This window comes from Acidiferrobacter thiooxydans (assembly GCF_003333315.1).
GTDB classification, from domain to species: domain Bacteria; phylum Pseudomonadota; class Gammaproteobacteria; order Acidiferrobacterales; family Acidiferrobacteraceae; genus Acidiferrobacter; species Acidiferrobacter thiooxydans.
In genome coordinates this window covers 1327726-1348854 of the sequence record NZ_PSYR01000002.1, presented here as the reverse complement: position 1 = coordinate 1348854, position 21129 = coordinate 1327726, and the positions used below count along the sequence as shown (strand labels likewise).

The window sequence follows — 21129 nt, the reverse complement described above, 5'->3', positions numbered from 1 at the left end:
AGGAGGGTTTATGTCCGAGCATTTTGATGCCATTGTCGTGGGTGCGGGGCCGGCTGGAAATGCCGCCGCCTATACCATGGCCAAGGCCGGTCTCAAGGTCTTGCAGATCGAGCGCGGCGAGTATTCGGGATCCAAGAATGTCCAGGGGGCGATCCTGTATGCCGATGCCCTGGAGCGGATCATCCCGGATTTCCGCGAGGACGCACCGCTCGAGCGCCATGTCATCGAGCAGCGCGTCTGGGTCCTGGATGACGAGTCCTGTACCGGCGGCACCTACCGGTCGGCGGACTTCAGCAAGCCCCCTTATAATCGCTACACGATCATCCGCTCCCAATTCGATCGCTGGTTTTCGCAAAAGGTGCGGGACGCCGGGGCGTTGGTCGTATGCGAGACCACCGTGCTCGATCTGCATATGGACGGACACCGCGTGGTGGGGGTGCGCACCGATCGCGAGCACGGCTCCGTCTATGCCGATATCGTCGTCCTCGCCGATGGCGTGAACTCGCTGCTCGCACGCAAGGCCGGGTTTCACGAGGAATTGAAGCCGAGGGACGTGGCATTGGCCGTAAAGGAGATCCATTTCCTCCCGGAATCGACCATCGAGGAGCGCTTCAACGTCAAAGGCACCGAGGGTGTCGTCATCGAGATGGCCGGCAAGATCACCCAGGGCATGGTGGGTACGGGGTTTTTATATACGAACAAGGAGTCGGTGACCGTTGGTGTCGGTTGTCTGCTCTCGGACTTCAAGAAGAGCGGGGTCGCGCCTTATGCCCTGCTCGAGCAGATGAAGGCGCATCCCGCCATACAGCCGCTGCTCGCGGGTGGCGAGATGAAGGAGTACACCGCGCACCTGATCCCGGAGGGCGGATATAAGGCCATCCCCGCAGTCTATGGCGACGGATGGCTCATGGTAGGCGACGCCGGCATGTTCGTAAACGCCGTGCACCGCGAGGGATCGAACTTGGCCATGACCACCGGGCGGCTTGCGGCCGAGACGGTCATCGATCTGAAGGCCCAAGGCAAGACCATGACCGCGCAAAATCTAGCGCGCTATCGCAAGGCCCTAGATGAGAGCTTCGTCATGAAGGATCTCAAAAAATACAAGGACGTGCCGGATATCATGGACCGGAACCGCCAGTTCTTCACCGCCTACCCCAATCTCGTGAGCCAGGCGGCACATACCCTGTTGACTGTCGATGGTGTCGACAAGAAAACCAAGGAGCGCTCCATCCGCAGAAAATTCACCCGCGCGCGCACGACCCTTGGGTTGTTCGCCGACGCCTTCAGGCTGTGGAGGGCATTCGAATGATACGCATAGAAGAGAAGCTCTTCCAAAACCGTTATCGCGTGGATGCCGGACGATCGCATATCGAGATCGCCGACCCCGATGTCTGCGCCGTTCATTGCCAAGACAAGCCCTGCACCTATTGTTGTCCGGCCGGCTGCTACGCCGAGGACAACGGTGGGCGTGTGACGTTGATCACCGATGGATGCCTGGAGTGCGGGACCTGCCGTGTGATCTGCGGTGAACACCGTAACGTCCGCTGGGAATACCCGCGCGGGGGTTATGGGATATTGTTCAAGTTCGGCTAAGGTCCGGGGCGCCGGTCGCTGACCGGTCTGCAGGCCGGTGCCCCGCGCCCGGGGCGTCGCCCGCCGGCGGCCGTCCGTCCCGGTCGCGGCGCGCATCCCTCGTCCGTCGAAGGCGCAAAGCCGCCCGCTATACAATCAGTATATGGCAATACACTAACGGACTTGCCCCAGGTCAAGGTTCGATGGCGGCGCCTGCCGGAAGATCACGGACCCCGGCGCGGACCGCCGGCACGCCGCGCGTGCCGCGGGGATGGGGCACTATTATCCGCAACGAGGCCGGCTGCGGGCCGGGGCGCGCGCGAGGTCTGGGTCGCAGACCAGGTCGGGGTGGAACATCATGGCGATACGTGGGGGATATGGCGGAACACGAACAGGCGTGCGTGCCCTCCGGGGATAGGACCGCCGAGGCCGAGCGTCTGGCCATCCTGCAGGTCTTGATCGACGTCCTGGCCCTGCCGCTTACCGCCGGCCCCCGCGCCGGGCCGCTTCTGCGGCGCATCTGCACGGGTCTGGTGGCGGCCAGTCCCGCCATTACGTTCGCGTACTATGTCGTCCTCGATGAGCACGCAGATGAGCTGCGCCCCGAGTTCTCGGCGGGGGCCTGTGCCCCGGACCTGCGGATTACGCGCGGCCAGGTGGCCTTGTTGTGGGCCATCGCGCGCGCCCGGCGCGTGCGTTTGTATCACGCCGCTGATCCCCGTACGCCGGCGTGGCTGTGGCCCGGCCACGACGCGCGCGAGCTCGTGCTATTTCCGTTCGGCGTGGCCCCCACGCAGGGGATCGGCGTCGTGGGCGCGCGCGAGGCGGGTTTCTTCACAAGGGTCGGTCTCGAGTCGTTCTCGGCGTTCATGAATCTCGGTGACCTCACCCTCACCCTGAGGATGCTCGCGTTGCGCGATCCCCTCACCGGATTACCGAATCGCGCGCTGTTTCTCGATCGCCTCATTCATGCCTGCGCGCACGCGCGCCGCATGGAACGTCTCCTTGGGGTGGTGTTGCTCGATCTCGATGGCTTCAAGCTCGTCAATGACCGGGACGGACATGCTGCGGGCGATGCCCTCCTGCGACGGGTCGGCCGGGCCATACAGTCGTTTTTGCGTCCCGGCGACACGCTCGCCCGGATCGGCGGCGACGAGTTTGCCCTGTTGTTCGTCGACATACCCTGCCTCAACGATCTCGAGGCCCTGTGCGAGCGCCTGTTGAAGGTCCTGCGCGAGATCGGGCTCACGCAGTCGGCCCCGCCGGGGCTTGCCATCACGGGAAGCCTCGGGGTCACGGTGTTTCCGCTCGATGACAACGACGCCGATACCCTCATGCGTCATGCCGATCTCGCGCTCTATGCGGCCAAGGCCGGGGGCCGTGATCAATACCGGGTCCACAGTGTGGAATTCGAGGAGGCCGCCCATCAGGGTCTCAAGGTGCGCGAGATGGTACGGGCGGCGCTCGGTGAAAATCGCATGACCCTGTATTACCAGCCGATCGTGCGTATCGATGGACCGGTCGTGGGCGCCGAGGCCCTGCTGCGGCTTCGGCATGACGACTACGGCCTTTTGGCGCCGGGGGCCTTTGCGGGCGTCCTCGATTCTGGCCCGCTGGCCCGCGCCCTCGGACGCCATGTCCTGGAGACCGCGGCCGCGCACGCCGAGCGCTGGATAATGGCCGAGGTGCGCACGCCCGAAGGCCTGCCGTTACGCATCTCGGTCAATGTGAGCGCCGCTTACCTGCTCGATCCCGGCTTTCTCGGGGACGTGCGCGCGACGCTTGCGCGTCACCCCCGGCTTATGCCCGCGGCGCTCGAGATCGAGATAACCGAGTCCGCGCCCTTGCGGGATCTCGCCGACGTCCATCAGATCTTGCATGCCTGTCTGGCGCTCGGGCTGCGCGTGGCGCTCGACGACTTCGGGACCGGATCCGCTTCACTCACCTATCTGCAGAAGCTGCCCGCGCAAACCCTGAAGATCGATCAGAGCTTCGTCCGCGACATGGCCCATGACCCCAAGGACTACGCGATCGTCTCCGCGGTCGCGCACGTCGGCCATCTCCTGGGGCTGGACGTCGTGGCCGAAGGGGTCGAGACCGATCGCCACCTGGAATTCCTCCGCGGCCTCGGTTGTGTGTGCGTGCAGGGCTATGCCATCGCCCGCCCCATGTCCGCGGACGATCTCCCGGGCTGGTGCCGGATGTACGAAAAGCGCCGCACCGCGGCCCGCTGACGCGCGCCACGGCCGGCGGTAGCGGCAAGGCCATCCGTTATCGGTCGCGGCTTACGCGGAAAACGAGTTACCGCAGCCGCAGGTCGTGCGCGCGTTCGGGTTTTTCACGACAAAGCGCGCCCTCTTCAGATCGTCCCGGTAGTCGATGTCGACGCCCGTGAGATACGGCAGGCTGAGCGGGTCTATGACCACCTGGACGCCATCTTTCTCGATGACCCGGTCCCCGGGCTCGGTGGTTCTCTCAAAGCAAAAGCCATATTGGAATCCGGCGCAACCGCCACCACCCACCCATATGCGCAGGTAAAGCGGGCCCTGACCTTCTTCATCCATGAGCGCGCGCATCTTTTCGAGTGCGCTCGCGCTTACCGTAATGGGGTCCTCGATGCCGCCGACCATTCCCATCGCCTCTATGGGGGCCGCGATCTCCTTCAATGCCGTGCGAGTCATGTCACCTCCGTCCGATGATCGTATGGCGCGGCGCAACCCAAGGTTTCATCGTGCGCGAATGCTCCTTGTGTTGCGCCAGGCACGCGACTTGATGAAAAGCAAGTCCCATGCCACGCGCCACGCCGCGTCCCGGCCGCGCGCGCGAGCGCCATGAAATCGCCTCGCCTCCATTCCTTGCGCGCGATGGGCGGCGGCCTGCGGCCACGGACCTCGTGTCGCATCAACGACGAATCCCGGCGTTTTTGTCCGAATCTGTCGCTAACGCGACAACCCTGTCGCATGGCGTCCGCGCGCAGTGACGCATTGCCGCGCCCTGGGGCGCCCTGATCGATGCTGGCATGGCGTTTGCTGAGAGAGGGGCGAACGCGCCGTGTCATGGACAGGGGGCGGTTGCGATCCGGGTTTTCGTCCACCATCAGAGGAGCCTTTTTATGGAGTCAAAAGGGAATTGGGATGCGCTGCCGCCGCAAGGCCCTACGGACGCAACCGCCTCGCCCACTCTTGACCATAAGGGGTGTGGGGCCTCGGGCGGCGCCGGCAAGGCTAGCTGTGGATCATCCATGGCGCCGCAGGACATGGCCCCGGGCGTCTGGGACAAGGTCAAGAATCACCCCTGTTACAGTGAAGAGGCACACCATCACTATGCGCGCATGCATGTGGCGGTGGCGCCCGCCTGCAACATCCAGTGCAACTACTGCAATCGCAAGTATGACTGCGCAAACGAGTCGCGCCCGGGCGTGGTGAGCGAGCGCCTGACCCCCGAGCAGGCGGCGCGCAAGACCCTGGCCGTGGCGAGCGCCATACCGCAGATGACCGTCCTTGGCATCGCCGGCCCCGGCGATCCGTTGGCCAATCCCGAAAAGACCTTCAAGACCTTCGAGCTCATTGCGCGCGAGGCCCCGGACATCAAGCTCTGCCTGTCCACAAATGGGCTCGCGCTTCCTGACTATGTCGACCGGATCAAGGACTTGAATGTCGATCATGTGACCATCACCATCAACATGGTCGACCCGGATGTCGGCGCCCGGATCTACCCCTGGATCTATTACCGACATAAGCGCCACACTGGACGCGAGGCCGCCCAGATCCTCCACGAGCGGCAGATGCAGGGCCTGGAGATGCTGACCGAGCGGGGCATTCTCTGCAAGGTCAATTCGGTCATGATCCCGGGGATCAACGATCAGCACTTGGTCGAGGTCAACAAGGCCGTGAAATCGCGCGGCGCGTTCCTGCACAACATCATGCCGCTCATCTCCGCGCCCGAGCACGGAACGGTGTTCGGTCTTGCCGGGCAACGCGGTCCCACGGCCCAGGAACTGAAGGCCCTGCAGGACCGTTGCGAGGGCCAGATGAACATGATGCGTCACTGCCGGCAGTGCCGGGCGGACGCCGTGGGCCTGTTGGGCGAGGACCGGTCGTCGGAGTTCACCACCGAAAAGGTCATGGAGATGGAGCTTACCTATGATGGCGCGGCGCGGCGCGCCTATCAGGAGGCGGTGGAAGACCAGAGAAATGAAAAGATCGCAGCCAAGGAGGCGGAACTCGAGGGTCTGCGTGACCGGGGCGCCGATATCGCGATTCTGGTGGCGGTGGCCACGAAGGGCGAGGGACGCGTGAATGAACACTTCGGGCATGCCAAGGAGTTCCAGATCTACGAGGTGAGCCCCACGGGCGCCAAGTTCGTGGGCCACCGCCGCGTCGATCTGTACTGCCAGGGCGGCTACGGCGAGGAAGACGCCCTGCCGACTATCATCCGCGCGCTCAATGATTGCACGGCGGTGCTTGTCGCCAAGATCGGCGGCTGCCCGCGCGCGACCTTAAAGGAGGCGGGCATAGAGCCCGTTGACGCGTGCGCCTATGAGTTCATAGATGCGGCCGCCATCGCCTACTACAAGGACTACATCGATCGGATCGAGAAGGGCGAGATCACGCCTGTCCTTAAAGGTGACGCGGCGATCCGCCAGGGCGCGTATGTCGCCGCCTGAGGCCTGCATGACGATAACCAAAAACACGAGGACGCAACGATGCCATACAAGATCATAAGTTCGCAGTGCACGGCATGCTCGGCCTGCGAGCCCGAGTGCCCGAACAATGCCATCCGGGAAAAGGATGGCACGTACATCATAAAGCCCGACAAGTGCACGGAGTGCATCGGGTATTTCGATGATCCGCAATGCGTGGCGGTGTGCCCGGTCGAGAACACGTGCGTGGTCGACTCAAGCGTCCCACGCTATCAGGCTTAAAGAGGCGAATGCCCATGTGCATGACGATTACGCCATCAGCGCTCAAGTTTATGCGCCGCCTGCTGCGCATGAGTGGCAATCCCTCGTCAGGGATCCGCCTGCTCGCTACCCCCGGAGGTTGTTCCGGGACGAGTGTCGAGTTCAGCGTCGAGACCTCGGGATTCGCGGGCGATGTGACGATCGAGTATGAAGGTCTCGCCATCCATATGCCGCCTGCGACCCAGGAGTTACTGGACCGCTGCACCCTGGACTTTTCGGATACGCTCCATTCCTTGGGTTTCACGGTCCTCGATCCAAAGGGCGGTGGCTGCGGCTGTGCGACCGCCGGCGAGGGAGCGGCGGTCGTCGATATCAGCCGGCTGAGGCGCGGCTCCTGAGGAACTCGGACGGATCCGCCGCGCGCGGACTCAAAGGAGGCTCAAGGTGAAGATCAATCGGGACAGCGACACGGTGGAGCTGAATGGGCCACCGCAATTCGAGTATGGGCAGAAGGTCCGCTCGCGCAAGACCGTGCGCAATGATGGCACCTTTCCTGGCAAGGACATAGGCGACATCCTCGTGAAGAAGGGCGACGAGGGCTATGTGACGAGCATCGGGACCTTTTTACAGCAGTTTTATATCTACGGCGTGGACTTCGTGGCCAATGGCTATCGGGTGGGCATGAAGGCGCGCGAGCTCGAGGGTATGACGCCCATCGACGGCGCGGACATGGGGTGTTGAGCCGCGCGCCCCGATCGGTACTCCGGGGCCGGTGACAAGGGACTTGGGACGATGACCGAAAAAGTAGCGGCCGATATCTATCTCGATAATAACGCCACCGGGGCCGTGGCGCGCGAGTGCCTGGAGGCCATGCTTGCCTGCCTGCGGCCTGGCGTCGGCAATCCGTCCAGCCGCCATGCCGCCGGCATGCGTGCCAAGGGTCTCCTTCAGGAGGCGCGTGGCGAGGTCGCGGCGCTCCTCGGTGCGCGGCCGCCGGAGATCGTGTTCACGAGCTGTGGCACCGAGGCCAACCATATGGCCATCCTCGGCGCCCTCGCCCGGGACCCGCAGCGCACACACATCGTCACGAGCACCGTCGAGCACCCCTCGACACTGATGTTGTTGCGCCACCTGGAGGAAACGGGAATACGCGTCTCCCGTGTCCCGGTCGACACCGAAGGCAGGCTCGATCCCGACGCGGTGCGCGCCGCGCTCGCGCCCGATACCGCGCTTGTCACGCTCATGTGGGCCAACAACGAGACCGGCGTGTTGTTTCCGATCGCACGCATCGCCGAGGCGACGCGTGCGGCGGGCGTGCCGTTCCATGTGGACGCGGTACAGGCGGCCGGCAGGGTCCCGATCGATCTTACGCAGGTACCGGTCGAGCTGTTGTCTTTGTCCGGCCATAAACTGCATGCGCCTCCCGGGGCCGGGGTGTTGTTCGTGCGCAAGGGGTTCAGGATTGCCCCGCTTCTATGGGGGCACCAGGAGCGGCGGATGCGCGGCGGGATCGAAAACCTGCCGGCCATCGTGGGTCTCGGGAGCGCCTGCGCGCTGGCCCGCGAGGATCTGGAGACGCAGGCCCGGCGCGTGTGCGGGCTGCGCGACGACCTTGAGCGCGGCATCATGGCGTGCTTTCCCGCGGCCAGGATCCATGGGGCCGGGGCGCCGCGATTGCCCAATACCAGCAATGTCGGGTTCGCGACGTTGGATGGCGAACAGATCATGGATGCCCTCGATCGTCATGGCGTGGCCGTCTCCCTGGGGGCGGCGTGCGCGCTCGGCGGCAGCGAGCCGTCGCACGTCTTGACCGCCATGGGGCTCGAGCGGCGCTCGGCCCTGGCGTCGATCCGGTTTTCGTTGGGGCGATATAACACACAGGCCTGCGTCGAGCGGGTCTTGACCCTGCTCCCCGGCATCCTGGGCGAGGTCGCGGCACGCGCGGCGTAGAGGGGCACGAGGATGCGAGGAGACACGAAATGAAGGTCATGATTCGCAAAAACCGCGACGGGGTGCTGTCTGCCTACGTCGCCAAGAAGGATCTCGAGGAGCCGATTGTGGCCATGGAGCGGGCGGCCATGTGGGGTGGCCGCGTGACGCTCGCCAACGGCTGGCAGCTGGAACTGCCGGCGCTGGCGGCGGAGACCGCGCTGCCGATCACAGTCGAGGCCCGGCGCATCGGAGAGGCATAACCGTGAACGAGTCCGATTGGAGCCGCCTGCAAGCCCTGCTCGACGCCGAAGACGGACCCCTGTTGCCGGCGCTGCGACGCGACTTCCCGGGGCTTGCCTTCGTACGCTGCGACGCCTCGGACATGGCCGCAAGCCGGCCCTTTCGGGTCACGCCCACGGCCGACGTCTACCTCATCGATGGACGCGACCACTGTGTGTCGCTGACCTCCGATCTGGGGGCGGCCACGGGGGTCCTGATCGCCCTGCGTGAGCGCTCATGAGCGATTTCAAGATCCGCGCCGAGGCGCGGGATATCACGCCCGCCGACCGCGAGCGTATGCACGTCGTGGCGCGGCAAGGCCCGGCCTTGCAGGAAGCGGCGATCGCAGCCCTCGAGACCCGCGTCGCGGCCGTCCTCGGGAGGCGCCACGCGCTGGCATTCGCCCATGCCGCCTGCGGGCTCGAGGGCCTTCTCAAGGCCTACGGCATCGGGCCCGGCGATGAGGTCATCGTCTCGGCCTATTCATGGTACGAGATCGCGCGCAGCATATGGCAGGTCGGTGCCACGCCCGTGTTCGCCGATATCGACTACTGGTCCGGCACGCTCAACCCTGAAAAGGCCGCTGCGCGCATTGGCCCGGCGACGCGGGCGATCCTTGCCGCCAACACCAACGGTCATCCCGCCGACTGGGAGGCGTTGCGCGCCGTGGCCGGGCGCCATGGCCTTGTGCTCATCGAGGATTCGACGGAGGCGCTGGGGTGTGCTTATGACCATACACCGGTGGGCCGTTTCGGCGACGCCAGCCTTTTTGATTTCCGCGCGCGTGGACCGGTGGCGTGCGGCGCCGGGGGGCTGGTCGTGACCGACGATACACGGTTGGCGGAGTCGCTGCGCCAGGGTCCGGCGGGTGGTCCTCACGCCGACTCCATGAGTGCCCTTACGGCGGTCTTGTTGCAGGCCCAATGGGGGCGTCTGGACGCCACGCTCGCCGCGCGCGCCCGCGTCAGCGCGCTTTATGCCCGCTTTATACGATCCTTCGAGGGCATCAAGGATCCGTACACCGGGCCGCGCGTCACGACCCACCACCCGTTTACGTTTCTCGTCCACCTGGGCGCCCGTTTCAGCCGGCAGGCACGCGATGCCATCGTCGACGATCTGCGCGCCGATGGCATCGAGGCGCGTCCCTACGCCACCCCGCTCTATCGGGATATGTACTGCCGCCAGAAGGGATTTTCGGGGGCCGGATGCGGGATTACCGACAAGATCGCGGATCGCGGCATCGCGCTCCCGTTTCATGCGGGGCTTGGCGAGGAGGACATAGCGCTTATCGTCGAGACCTTGAAGGATGCCTCCATCAATGTCGGCGCGGGATCGGCGATTTATCTTTGAGAGAGGGCGCGCTGCGCGCGCACCGTTACTACTGAAAAGGAGTCCGCAATCATGATCATTCCCGGCGATCTGCACGAGGCCCTGGCCGCGGGCCGGCTCATTCCCTACATAGGTCCGGGGGTGCTCGCGCTCGATCCCGCCTGTCCGCTCCCGGCGACCCCCGAGGCGCTGGTGTCGCGGCTCGTGGCGCGCGCCGCGGTCCCGCACAAGATCCGGGGCAATCTCACGGCCGCCGCCCAGTTCATCGAGAACTTCAAGCATCGAAAGACCGTGAATACCCTGATGCGCGATGCGTTCGCGGTGGACGCCTCCCCCAACGCCTTGCATGGCTGGCTCGCGGCCTCCGGGTTCCCCCTTATAGTGCACGCCTGGTACGACGACCTCGTGCGCGCCGCTTTGGCGGCGCGGGGCGGCGATTGGGGCCTGGTGCAGGCGGTCAGCCAGGCCGAGCATTACGGCACCTGGGTGCATTATTTCCGGCCTGATGGCGTGCGCGTCGATCGTGCCTCGTGGGCGACGCTCGTCTATGAGCCGTTCGGCGCCCTCCATCCTGCGTGCAATTTTCTGGTGTCGGACTCGGACTTCGTCGAGGTCCTGACCGAGATCGACATCCAGACGCCGATTCCCCGAGAGGTGCAGGCGCTGCGCCAGGATCGCGGGGTTTTGTTTCTCGGCTGCCGTTTCACGACCCAGCTCGAACGGGCCTTTGCGCGCCAGATCATGAAGCGCTCGCACGGGCCGCACTGGGCGGTATTGCCGGACACAAAGACCCGCAACGAGTCCCGCTTTCTGAGCGAGCAGTCGATAACGCCGGTTGTCGTGGATCTCGCGGCCTTCACGCATGCGCTTGCCGATCTCACGCCCGCGCCCGAGGCGCTCGTCGCTTCGTGACCAGAGAGGCGCGGCGCGTGTCCGGGCTAGCCTGTCTCCACGCCTATGGCAAGCGCCGCGCGCAGGCCCAGGGCCAGGCGCACCTTGCGGCGCACGGCCTCCACGGTGAGCGGCTGGGCTAGCAGGCCACAGACCCCCGCTGCCTGCCAGGACCGGTGTGGCGCGCCGGCGGACGCGCCTGCCACAACCAGTATGCGCGTATTGGGGCTCGCGTCCCGGATACGATCCATGACGCATGCCGTGTCCGCGCCGAGTTCGCTCTCGCCGATGATCAAAAGGTCCGGCCGGCGTTCGCGCAGGCGCGCGAGCGCCTGATCGACTGTGGACCATTCATGGGTCTCGTACTCGTCTTGCAGCATGAGCTGCAAGGCCGTGCGGCTGATCTCGCAACCGTGAATCACGAATACACAGCGGTTCGTCACCGCCTCCTCGCTCGTTACGCCAATTTGCATGTTGCGGTCCCCAGGTATGCCATGGCCAGTACGGCAGCAATTTTCATTCCCGTGCGCGACCGGCCGTCGCCCTGCGCGCGTCTCGCACCATCCCCACGACCGGTGCCCTCGGCCCTGCGGGCTTGGGGTCGCGACTCTGTTGGCTTTGAGACAACTCCCACATTTGCGCGCACGGTTTGTCGCAAGCGCGACATGCGTCGTGCCACAAACCGCCGTTTCCCGTGACTTCGACGCTGGCACGGCATTTGCTCTCACCTGCCTGTACGGCATGTCGTCTTCGGACGCCAGGGATTGCGGACCGGTTGCGGCCGCTTTCAGGAAATTCTCTGGGCGCCACGAGGTATGCGGCCTTTTGAAACGGATTGGGAAACCAACGCCACGAAGAGTCTCAAAATACATAAGGAGATCGGAAATGACAGGATTACGGCAAATCGCGTTCTATGGCAAGGGTGGCATCGGCAAGTCGACGACCTCCCAGAACACCTTGGCGGCGCTCGCCGAGATGGGCCAGAAGATCCTCATCGTCGGCTGCGATCCGAAGGCCGATTCGACGCGTCTCATTTTGCACGCCAAGGCCCAGGACACGATCCTGAGTCTTGCGGCCTCCGCGGGCAGCGTCGAGGACCTGGAGTTGGAGGACGTCATGAAGATCGGCTACCGCGACATCCGTTGCGTGGAGTCCGGGGGCCCGGAGCCGGGCGTGGGCTGCGCCGGCCGCGGCGTCATAACCTCCATCAATTTCCTCGAGGAGGAGGGCGCTTATGACGGCGCCGACTACGTCTCCTACGACGTGCTGGGCGATGTCGTGTGCGGCGGCTTTGCCATGCCGATTCGCGAGAACAAGGCCCAGGAGATCTATATCGTGATGTCCGGCGAGATGATGGCCATGTATGCCGCCAACAACATCTCGAAGGGCATTCTGAAGTACGCCAATTCGGGTGGCGTGCGCCTGGGGGGGCTGGTCTGCAATGAGCGCCAGACCGACAAGGAGTATGAACTGGCCGAGTCGTTGGCGAAGAAGTTGAACAGCAAGCTCATTCACTTCGTGCCGCGCGACAACGTCGTGCAGCATGCCGAATTGCGGCGCATGACGGTCCTGGAGTACGCGCCCGACTCCAAGCAGGCCGACGAGTACCGGACTTTGGCCGCCAAGATCCATGAGAACGTGGGCAAGGGCACCATCCCCACACCTATCACCATGGATGAGCTCGAGGATCTGCTCATGGAGCACGGCATCATGAAGGCGGTGGATGAGTCCATCGTGGGCAAGTCGGCCGCCGAGTGCGCAGTGGCCTGACGATGTTGACGCCGGCCGGGGTTCTGCCCCGGCCGCACTGACAGGAGTTTGCTATGGATATGACACCAGACGAAGTAAAGGCCCGCAATAGCGAGGTCATCGCGGAGGCGCTTTCGGTTTATCCGGAGAAAACCGCCAAGAAGCGTGCCAAGCACCTGAACGTCTATGAGGGCGACAAGCCCGACTGCGGCGTGAAATCCAACATCAAGTCGGTGCCGGGCGTCATGACGATCCGCGGCTGCGCGTACGCGGGCTCGAAGGGTGTCGTGTGGGGGCCTATCAAGGACATGGTGCACATATCCCACGGCCCGGTCGGATGCGGCCAATACTCCTGGGCGGCGCGGCGCAACTATTACATCGGGGTCACCGGCGTAGACACCTTCGTGACCATGCAGTTTACGTCCGACTTCCAGGAAAAGGACATCGTCTTTGGTGGCGACAAGAAGCTCGACAAGATCCTAGACGAGATCCAGACCCTGTTCCCGTTGAATCACGGCATCACCATTCAATCCGAGTGCCCCATAGGGCTTATCGGCGACGACATCGAGGCCGTCGCCAAGAAGAAGTCCAAGGAGTACGACGGCAAGACCATAGTGCCGGTGCGCTGCGAGGGTTTCCGCGGCGTGTCGCAATCGCTGGGCCACCATATCGCCAACGACGCGGTCCGCGACTGGGTCTTCGAGAAGGGCGGCGACAAGGCCGCACCCTTCGAGAGCACACCCTATGATGTCGCCATCATCGGTGATTACAACATCGGGGGCGATGCCTGGTCCTCGCGCATCCTGCTCGAAGAGATGGGGCTTCGCGTGATCGCCCAGTGGTCCGGCGACGGGAGCCTGGCCGAACTCGAGAATACCCCCAAGGCCAAGCTCAACATCCTGCATTGCTATCGTTCCATGAATTACATCTCCCGCTACATGGAGGAGAAGTTCGGTATCCCGTGGGTGGAATACAACTTCTTTGGCCCATCCAAGGTCGCCGAATCGCTGCGCACCATAGCCAGTCACTTCGACGACCGCATCAAGGAAGGGGCGGAGCGCGTCATTGCCAAATACCAGCCGCTCATGGACGCGGTCATCGCCAAATACCGGCCGCGCCTAGAGGGCAAGAAGGTCATGCTCTACGTCGGGGGGCTCAGGCCGCGCCACGTCATAGGCGCCTACGAGGACCTTGGCATGGAGGTCATCGGCACAGGCTACGAGTTTGGCCACAACGACGACTATCAGCGCACCACCCATTACGTGAAGGACGGCACGCTGATCTACGACGATGTAACCGGCTACGAGTTCGAAAAGTTCGTCGATCGCCTGCAGCCGGACCTCGTGGGCTCGGGGATCAAGGAGAAGTATGTGTTCCAGAAGATGGGCGTACCGTTCCGCCAGATGCACTCCTGGGACTACTCGGGCCCCTATCACGGTTACGACGGTTTCGCGATATTCGCCCGCGACATGGACATGGCGATCAATAACCCGGTGTGGGGTCTCACAAAGGCCCCCTGGAACGCGGGGCAATAGGCCGGTCATAGACGCCCTCATCGAGTGAATGGAGAGTTTGTATGAGCCAGAATGCGGAAAAAGTCCTCGACCATTTCACCTTGTTCCGGTCCCCGGAATACGTGGATATGTTCGAAAACAAAAAGGCCTTCGAGAACGCCGTCCCGGTGGCCCAACTTCAAAAGGCCGTCGACTGGACCAAGACCCAGGAATACCGCGAGCTGAACTTCGCGCGCGAGGCCCTGGTCGTGAATCCCGCCAAGGCCTGCCAGCCCTTGGGAGCGGTCTTCGCGGCCGTGGGCTTCGAGGGGACCTTGCCGTTCGTGCATGGGTCGCAGGGCTGCGTCGCTTATTACCGCAGTCACTTCAGCCGGCATTTCAAGGAGCCCACATCGTGCGTATCGTCATCGATGACCGAGGACGCCGCGGTGTTCGGGGGTCTGAACAACATGATCGATGGGCTGGCGAACGCCTATAACCTCTATAAGCCGAAGATGATCGCGGTCTCGACGACGTGCATGGCCGAGGTGATAGGCGACGACCTGAACGCGTTCATAAAGACCGCCAAGGAGAAGGGCTCCGTGCCGCCGACGTTCGATGTCCCGTTCACGCACACGCCGGCGTTCGTAGGCAGCCATATCACAGGCTACGACAATACCATGAGGAGCATCCTCGAGCATTTTTGGGATGGCAAGGCCGGGACCGAGGCGCCGCTTGTGCGCGAGCCGCGCGACAGCATCAACTTCATCGGCGGCTTTGATGGCTACGCGATCGGCAACATGCGCGAGGTCAAGCGCCTCTTTGGTCTCATGGGCATCGACTATACGATCCTCGGGGACAACAGTGACGTATGGGATACCCCGACCGACGGCCAGTTCCGCATGTACGACGGTGGCACGACGCTCGCCGACGCGGCCGCCGCCGTGCACGCCAAGGCCACGGTCTCCATGCAGGAGTTCTGTACGCCGAAGACGCTTGCCTATATCGAGAAGAAGGGCCAGGAGGTCGTAGCCTTCAATCATCCCATGGGGGTGGCCGGGACCGACCGCTTTCTGATGGAGGTGGCGCGGCTATCGGGGCGTGCGATCCCCGAGGAGATCGCACGCGAACGGGGGCGGCTCGTCGATGCCATTGCCGACTCCTCGGCGCATATCCATGGCAAGCGTTTTGCGCTCTATGGGGATCCGGACCTCACGCTCGGGCTCGCGGCATTTCTGCTGGAGCTCGGTGCCGAGCCCGTGCACATCCTGGCCACCAATGGCACGCCGGAGTGGGGCGCACGCGTGCAGGCCTTGTTGGATTCCTCGCCGTTTGGCAAGGGCTGCCACGTCTATCCGGGGCGCGATCTCTGGCACATGCGCTCGCTCTTGTTCACCGAGCCCGTCGATTTTTTGATCGGCAACACCTACGGGAAGTTTCTTGAGCGCGACACCGGGACGCCCTTGATCCGCGTAGGCTTCCCGATCTTCGATCGGCATCACCATCACCGCTATCCGCTGTGGGGGTACCAGGGCGCCATGAACACGCTCGTGAAGATCCTGGACAAGATCTTCGATGTGACTGACGCCGACACGAACATACCGGGCAAGACCGACTATAGCTTCGACATCATCCGGTAGGGGCAACGCCCGCCGGTCCATGGAGGGCGGGCGGGCTTTCCGGGGCATGCCAGGGATGGCTGTAGGTCTGAGGTGACGTATGGGCAGCGTGACATTTATTGCTTCCCCTTTCGACGTCGAGCACGTGATCTATGTCGAATCGCAGCGCCATACGACGCTTTTGAGCCTTGCCCGCGAGCTCCCGTGGCCGGCGCACAAGACCTGCGGCCAGGGGTTATGCGGGGCATGCGCGGTCAAGATCATGTTCCGTGACCGCGAGCGTGCCATGACGCAGGTGACCTTGAGTCCGGACGAAAAGACGCTTCTCTATCGTGCCGGGAAGCTTACCGACGCCGAATATCGCGCCGCGCACATCCCGGCCCATCCGGCGTTCTGGCGCCTGGCCTGTCAATACGTGGTGGAAGACGAGGACATTCTGGTCTTTGCCTGAATGCCCACGAATGTCGTGGAGGTGGTATGGACGGTCTGGCCAATACCGTGCAGCAGGTCTTCAATGAACCGGCGTGCGGCAAGAATCAAGGGAAGGGCGACAAGGAGCGCAAAAAGGGCTGCACCCAGGCCCTGCAACCGGGGGCGGCGGCCGGGGGCTGCGCGTTCGATGGCGCCAAGATCGCTTTAGCCCCCATCACCGATGTCGCGCATCTCGTGCATGGACCGATCGCCTGCGAGGGCAACTCCTGGGACAACCGTGGGGCCAAGTCGTCCGGCCCGCTCCTGTATCGTACGGGCTTTACGACCGACATCAACGAGACGGATGTCGTGTTCGGCGGCGAGAAGCGGCTGTTTCGCGCCATAAAGGAGATCCTTGCCAAATATGACCCGCCGGCGGTGTTCGTTTATCAGACATGTGTAACCGCGCTCATAGGCGATGACATCGAGGCCTTATGCAAGGCGGCGAGCGCGCGCTTTGCAAGGCCGGTCATCCCGGTCAATGCCCCGGGCTTCGTCGGCAGCAAGAACCTCGGCAACAAGCTGGCCGGAGAGGCCCTGCTCGAGTACGTGATAGGCACCCAGGAGCCCGAGTACACGACGCCCTACGACATCAACATCATCGGCGAATACAACCTCGCGGGCGAACTCTGGCAGATCAAGCCGCTGTTGGCCGAACTGGGCATCCGGGTTTTGGCGTGTATCAGCGGCGATGCCCGTTACCGCGATGTGGCGTCCGCGCACCGCGCGCGTGCCGCCATGATGGTGTGTTCCAAGGCCATGATCAACGTCGCGCGCAAGATGGAGGAGCGCTACGCCATCCCGTTTTTCGAGGGCTCGTTCTATGGTGTGTCGGACATGAGCGAGGCCTTGCGCGAGATCGCGCGGTTGCTCATCGCGCGCGGCGCGCCCGCGAATCTGGCAGAACGGGCCGAGGCCCTCATTGCCCGCGAAGAGGCGCGCGTGTGGGCGCGCCTGGCCGCCTACAGGCCAAGGTTGACGGGCAAGCGCGTGCTTCTGATCACAGGCGGCGTCAAATCCTGGTCGGTGGTCGCGGCGTTGCAGGAGATCGGCATCGAGATCGTCGGCACGAGCGTCAAGAAATCGACCAAGGAGGATAAGGAACGTATCAAGAAGATCATGGGGGACGAGGCCCATATGATCGAGGATATGACGCCGCGCGAGATGTACAAGCTCTTGAAGGACGCGCGCGCCGATATCATGTTGTCGGGCGGTCGTTCGCAGTTCGTGGCCCTGAAGGCCAAGGTACCGTGGCTCGACATCAATCAGGAGCGCCACCACGCCTATGCCGGTTACGACGGCATGGTGGCGCTGGTGGCTGAGATCGACAAGGCCTTGTACAACCCGATCTGGGCGCAGGTGCGCCGTCCGGCGCCGTGGGACAAGGAGACGCTGTCATGACCGCGCCCGCCGCCACGCGTGACCGCGCCACGGGTCCCGCGACCAAGGCCTGCACCGTGAATCCCCTGAAGATGAGTCAGCCGCTCGGGGCGGCGCTCGCTTTTCTGGGCATCGCCGGGTCCATGCCGGTCTTTCATGGCTCGCAGGGGTGCACGGCCTTCGGTCTCGTATTGTTCGTCCGCCACTTCCGGGAATCGATCCCGCTGCAGACCACCGCCATGAACGAGGTCACGACCATCCTCGGTGGCGGTGAAAACATCGAAAAGGCGCTTTTGAATATCCACAAGCGCGCCAAACCGGCGTTCATCGGTATCGCCTCGACGGGCCTTACCGAGACCAAGGGCGACGACGTCGCGGGAGATCTGCGGCTCATCAAGGACGCCCACCCGGAACTCGACATGCCGATCGTCTATGTGTCGACGCCCGATTATCAGGGGGCCTTCCAGGACGGCTGGGCCAAGGCGGTGACCGCCATCATCGAATCTCTGGTGACGCCCGCCGCCACCGTCAAGGGCCAGGTGACCATCCTGCCGGGTTGCCACGTCACCCCCGGGGATATCGCCGAACTGCGCGACATCGTGACCGCTTTTGGCCTGTCCCCCATCATCCTGCCCGATCTATCGGGCTCGCTCGATGGCCATGTGCCCGGGGACTTCAGTCCCACGAGCCTTGGGGGGACCACGCCGGTTGAGATCGCGCGCATCGGGGCCTCGGAATTCGCCCTTGCCATCGGCGAGCAGATGCGCCCGGCGGCGCGGGCGCTTGCCGCAAAGGCCGGGGTCCCGACCCGGATATTCGATAGCCTAACCGGACTTGGCGCCGCCGATGATCTGTTCGCATCCTTGAGCGCGCTGTCGGGGCGGCCGGTGCCCGACAAGTATCGTCGCGAGCGCAGTCAGCTCGTGGACGCCATGCTCGACGCGCACTTTTTCTTCGGGGGCAAGCGCGTGGCCATCGGCGCCGAACCGGATCTGCTGTGGGCCCTGGGGGCGTGGTGCAAGGACATGGGGTGCGAGATTGCCGCGGCCGTCACCACCACCGACTCGCCGGTGCTGACACGACTCGCAGCCGACGGCGTGCGTCTCGGGGATCTCGAGGACCTGGAGGGGCAGGCCGCCGACTGCGAGCTCTTGATCACCCATTCGCATGGGCGCCAGGCCGCGCAACGCCTCGGCATCCCGTTTTTGCGCATGGGCCTGCCGATATTCGATCGCCTGGGCGCCGCGCACCGCGTCATCGTGGGCTACAAGGGCACGCGCGACCTGGTATTCGAGGTGGGTAACATCTTTCTCGCCAATACTCACGAGTTGCGGCCGGACGACGAGGTCCCCGGTGTCCGGGACGACCACTGCCAGGGGTCGCCAGCGGGTGAGCGTGCGTGCGCCAGCCCCTGCCGCCCCGACATTCCATAAGGGAGATTTGAATCGCCATGAAGATCGCGTTCGCAACCCAAGATCTCAAGCATGTGGATGCCCATTTCGGATGGGCCAAGAACATCGCCGTCTACGAGATATCCGCGGATGGTTATGAGTGTGTGGAGGTGCATGAATTCGACGGTGAGCTCAACGAGGATGGCAACGAGGACAAGCTCGGGCCGAAACTTGAGGCAATCGCCGACTGCGCCATCCTTTATGTCGCCGCCATAGGGGGGTCGGGGGCGGCGCGGGTGGTCGCAAAGAACATCCACCCGGTGAAGGTCTCAACCCCGGAGCCGATCGAGGATCTGCTCGTGAAGCTGCGCGCGGTGTTGTCCGGCACGCCGCCGCCCTGGTTGCGCAAGGCCTTGCGGAAGGGTCAGGAGCGGCACTTCGCCTTGGAGGAGGAGGTGGGTCATGGCGGATAATGAGGTGGTCTTGGAAGACGACGCCGTCCTGCAATCGCCCTTCATCCGCGAGCTTGTCAAGCAGTGGCGGGCGCAGGATACCCATGGGGCCTGGGAGGGAAGGACCGATCGCGATCTGCTTGATCCTTATGTCGTCGACAAGGCCAGGCGCAAGGAGATCCCGATCATCGGTGACCCGGACCCCGAGACCCTCTGGCGTCTGGAGCTTTTCTATAATGCCGTCGGACTGTGTGTCGAGCGCCGCACCGGGGTCATGGCCCAACCCATGATCAAGATGCACCATGAGGGCTTCGGGCGTCTCGTGCTGCTCGCCGGGCGGATCGTGGTGGTGAACAAACACCTGCGCGACGTCCACCGCTACGGGTACCCGACGCTCGCGGCCCTGGCGGCGGAGGGCGACAAGATCGTCGCCGATGCCGTCGCCATGATCGAGCGCTATCCCGATCTGGCCAACTACGGGGGCTGAGGCCATGAGCGAAGGACTGACCGATGAGGCCATCGAATCCTTGAAGAAGCGCATCAAGCGGCTGAGCGCCCAGGCCATCGAACATAAGATGCGTCTCCACGATCTCGCCGAGGACCTCCCGGTCGGATGGGAGACGATTCGCGAAGTGGCGACCGAGACCTACGAGGCCTACCAGGCCCTGGCGGCGGCGCGCGCCGAGCTTGCGGGGGCGGGAGGCGGGCGTGACTGACATCGCAGTCACCATGCCCGACGGGCGCAGCTGGGTGCCACGGTTCGTTCAGGCCCTGAATCGCGACAAATGCATCGGCTGCGGGCGTTGCTATCGGGTATGCGGGCGCGACGTCCTGAAGCTCGTGGGGCTGACCGACGACGGCGAGACCGTGGCCATTGCCGTAGGCGAGGATGACGATGATGACGGCGAATATGAGAAGAAGGTCATGACCATCGCGCAGCCGCAGAACTGTGTGGGGTGCGAGGCCTGCGCCAGGATCTGTCCGAAGAAGTGCTATACCCACGCACCCATGCGCGAAGGAGGCTAGGGCGATGACCGTAGACCGATCGAAGGAGACGCTCACCGCAACGAGTGGGCCGGGAGGCAGCGCGGTGGCGCGCGCCTTCGCGGGCGTGCTCTCGCGATTCCATACCCTGGGCCTCGATTCCCGGGAGTTCTCGGCGTTACGCCGCCGCCATTTGGTCGGGCATGCCGACCACGAGGCGACGTCCGCAGCGGGCGGTTGTGACCCTCTGCGGGCCGAGGAGCACGGCGAGCTCGTGGAACTGCTGTTGGCGCACCGTGCCGATCAGTCCCGCGAGACCCTATGGCTTGCCTTTACGATCGCCACGGCATGTCTGGGGGACAATCACCTCTGGCAGGACATGGGGCTTTGCCATCGCCAAGAGCTCTCCGAGCTTTTGCGTCGGCATTTCACCACGCTCTATGAGAGGAACGTCCACAACATGAAGTGGAAGAAGTTCTTCTACAAAGAGCTCTGCCGGCAGGCGCAGGTGGCGCTGTGCAAGGCCCCGAGCTGCCGCGTATGCAGCGACTATGCGGCATGCTTTGGGCCCGAGTAACGCTTGTCTGTGGCCACGCGCCGGTGAGCGGTCTCCGGCGTAAAGGGGATGGATGCCTCCTTCGGCCCAGTATAAGGTGGATATCTCGCGGGGCGATGAGCGATCGC

At 64.0% G+C, this 21129-nt stretch carries 25 protein-coding genes; 23 read left to right on the top strand and 2 right to left on the bottom strand.

The genetic code is table 11. The features are described from left to right. Nucleotides 1-10: 10 nt before the first annotated feature. The 3 genes from C4900_RS13590 to C4900_RS13580 all read left to right on the top strand — a co-directional run bounded on the left by C4900_RS13590 (nt 11) and on the right by C4900_RS13580 (nt 3806). Entirely contained in the window at nt 11-1309 is a 1299-nt protein-coding gene (locus C4900_RS13590; RefSeq protein ID WP_065969918.1) for an FAD-dependent monooxygenase, read from the top strand. After that, nucleotides 1306-1593, top strand: a complete 288-nt coding sequence (locus C4900_RS13585; protein ID WP_065969920.1) for a ferredoxin family protein — start codon at nt 1306-1308, stop codon at nt 1591-1593. Before C4900_RS13590 ends, C4900_RS13585 begins: the two co-directional genes overlap by 4 nt. Before the next feature lie 356 nt (nt 1594-1949). Next, nucleotides 1950-3806: a putative bifunctional diguanylate cyclase/phosphodiesterase gene (locus C4900_RS13580; RefSeq protein ID WP_065969921.1), complete on the top strand. Its 1857-nt coding sequence runs from the start codon at nt 1950-1952 to the stop codon at nt 3804-3806. A gap of 51 nt (nt 3807-3857) precedes the next feature. On the opposite strand, the gene erpA is transcribed toward C4900_RS13580, so the two are convergent. Beyond that, nucleotides 3858-4208: an iron-sulfur cluster insertion protein ErpA gene (gene erpA, locus C4900_RS13575; protein ID WP_114283547.1), complete on the bottom strand. Its 351-nt coding sequence runs from the start codon at nt 4206-4208 to the stop codon at nt 3858-3860. Nucleotides 4209-4684: 476 nt separating this feature from the next. Here erpA and nifB point away from each other — a divergent pair, with 476 nt between their 5' ends. Genes nifB through C4900_RS13525 form a run of 9 tightly spaced genes read left to right on the top strand, consistent with a single transcriptional unit; the run spans nt 4685 to nt 10927 of the window. Next, nucleotides 4685-6238, top strand: coding sequence for a nitrogenase cofactor biosynthesis protein NifB (nifB, locus tag C4900_RS13565; RefSeq protein WP_114283249.1), 1554 nt, complete (start codon nt 4685-4687; stop codon nt 6236-6238). A 39-nt stretch (nt 6239-6277) separates the two neighbouring features. Then, a complete protein-coding gene (locus C4900_RS13560) occupies nt 6278-6496 on the top strand; it encodes a 4Fe-4S binding protein (RefSeq protein WP_065969925.1) in 219 nt (72 codons plus the stop codon). A gap of 14 nt (nt 6497-6510) precedes the next feature. Further along, a complete protein-coding gene (locus C4900_RS13555; RefSeq protein ID WP_170132542.1) occupies nt 6511-6873 on the top strand; it encodes a HesB/IscA family protein in 363 nt (120 codons plus the stop codon). 46 nt (nt 6874-6919) lie between these two features. Next, nucleotides 6920-7216: a nitrogen fixation protein NifZ gene (locus C4900_RS13550; protein WP_114283247.1), complete on the top strand. Its 297-nt coding sequence runs from the start codon at nt 6920-6922 to the stop codon at nt 7214-7216. 51 nt (nt 7217-7267) lie between these two features. Further along, complete coding sequence (locus tag C4900_RS13545; RefSeq protein ID WP_114283246.1) at nt 7268-8425, top strand: cysteine desulfurase family protein; 1158 nt, start codon at nt 7268-7270, stop codon at nt 8423-8425. Between the two features lie 29 nt (nt 8426-8454). Then, nucleotides 8455-8667: a putative nitrogen fixation protein NifT gene (nifT, locus tag C4900_RS13540; protein WP_114283245.1), complete on the top strand. Its 213-nt coding sequence runs from the start codon at nt 8455-8457 to the stop codon at nt 8665-8667. 2 nt (nt 8668-8669) lie between these two features. Further along, nucleotides 8670-8927: a hypothetical protein gene (locus C4900_RS13535; protein WP_211306962.1), complete on the top strand. Its 258-nt coding sequence runs from the start codon at nt 8670-8672 to the stop codon at nt 8925-8927. Next, entirely contained in the window at nt 8924-10036 is a 1113-nt protein-coding gene (locus C4900_RS13530) for a DegT/DnrJ/EryC1/StrS family aminotransferase (protein ID WP_114283244.1), read from the top strand. Before C4900_RS13535 ends, C4900_RS13530 begins: the two co-directional genes overlap by 4 nt. 51 nt (nt 10037-10087) lie before the next feature. After that, nucleotides 10088-10927, top strand: a complete 840-nt coding sequence (locus tag C4900_RS13525; RefSeq protein ID WP_211306961.1) for an SIR2 family NAD-dependent protein deacylase — start codon at nt 10088-10090, stop codon at nt 10925-10927. Between the two features lie 26 nt (nt 10928-10953). On the opposite strand, the gene C4900_RS13520 is transcribed toward C4900_RS13525, so the two are convergent. Continuing rightward, complete coding sequence (locus C4900_RS13520; RefSeq protein WP_114283243.1) at nt 10954-11379, bottom strand: DNA-binding transcriptional response regulator; 426 nt, start codon at nt 11377-11379, stop codon at nt 10954-10956. A gap of 412 nt (nt 11380-11791) precedes the next feature. On the opposite strand from C4900_RS13520, the gene nifH reads away from it, so the two are divergent. From nifH to C4900_RS13465, 11 genes are all read left to right on the top strand, one after another. Next, nucleotides 11792-12676 carry a nitrogenase iron protein gene (gene nifH, locus C4900_RS13515; protein ID WP_065969940.1) on the top strand — a complete coding sequence of 295 codons (885 nt, stop codon included), beginning with the start codon at nt 11792-11794 and terminating at the stop codon, nt 12674-12676. 53 nt (nt 12677-12729) lie between these two features. After that, a complete protein-coding gene (nifD, locus tag C4900_RS13510; RefSeq protein WP_065969942.1) occupies nt 12730-14190 on the top strand; it encodes a nitrogenase molybdenum-iron protein alpha chain in 1461 nt (486 codons plus the stop codon). 41 nt (nt 14191-14231) lie between these two features. After that, the gene (nifK, locus tag C4900_RS13505; protein ID WP_114283242.1) at nt 14232-15788 is read left to right on the top strand and encodes a nitrogenase molybdenum-iron protein subunit beta; all 1557 of its coding nucleotides are present in this window, start codon (nt 14232-14234) and stop codon (nt 15786-15788) included. A 79-nt stretch (nt 15789-15867) separates the two neighbouring features. Then, the gene (locus C4900_RS13500) at nt 15868-16218 is read left to right on the top strand and encodes a 2Fe-2S iron-sulfur cluster-binding protein (protein WP_065972024.1); all 351 of its coding nucleotides are present in this window, start codon (nt 15868-15870) and stop codon (nt 16216-16218) included. A gap of 26 nt (nt 16219-16244) precedes the next feature. Further along, nucleotides 16245-17639, top strand: a complete 1395-nt coding sequence (gene nifE, locus C4900_RS13495; RefSeq protein WP_114283241.1) for a nitrogenase iron-molybdenum cofactor biosynthesis protein NifE — start codon at nt 16245-16247, stop codon at nt 17637-17639. Next, nucleotides 17636-19051 (top strand): nitrogenase iron-molybdenum cofactor biosynthesis protein NifN, encoded by a 1416-nt coding sequence (gene nifN, locus C4900_RS13490; RefSeq protein WP_065972022.1) that lies wholly within the window; start codon nt 17636-17638, stop codon nt 19049-19051. Before nifE ends, nifN begins: the two co-directional genes overlap by 4 nt. A 17-nt stretch (nt 19052-19068) precedes the next feature. Further along, on the top strand, nt 19069-19482 hold the full coding sequence (gene nifX / locus C4900_RS13485) for a nitrogen fixation protein NifX (RefSeq protein ID WP_065972021.1): 414 nt from the start codon (nt 19069-19071) through the stop codon (nt 19480-19482). Further along, nucleotides 19472-19948 carry a NifX-associated nitrogen fixation protein gene (locus tag C4900_RS13480; protein ID WP_114283240.1) on the top strand — a complete coding sequence of 159 codons (477 nt, stop codon included), beginning with the start codon at nt 19472-19474 and terminating at the stop codon, nt 19946-19948. The genes nifX and C4900_RS13480 overlap by 11 nt, the downstream gene beginning before the upstream one ends. A gap of 4 nt (nt 19949-19952) precedes the next feature. Continuing rightward, nucleotides 19953-20177, top strand: coding sequence for a CCE_0567 family metalloprotein (locus C4900_RS13475; RefSeq protein ID WP_065972019.1), 225 nt, complete (start codon nt 19953-19955; stop codon nt 20175-20177). Then, nucleotides 20170-20487, top strand: a complete 318-nt coding sequence (gene fdxB / locus C4900_RS13470; RefSeq protein WP_065972018.1) for a ferredoxin III, nif-specific — start codon at nt 20170-20172, stop codon at nt 20485-20487. The genes C4900_RS13475 and fdxB overlap by 8 nt, the downstream gene beginning before the upstream one ends. Nucleotides 20488-20491: 4 nt before the next feature. Beyond that, the gene (locus C4900_RS13465; protein ID WP_065972017.1) at nt 20492-21022 is read left to right on the top strand and encodes a nitrogen fixation protein NifQ; all 531 of its coding nucleotides are present in this window, start codon (nt 20492-20494) and stop codon (nt 21020-21022) included. Nucleotides 21023-21129: the final 107 nt, after the last annotated feature.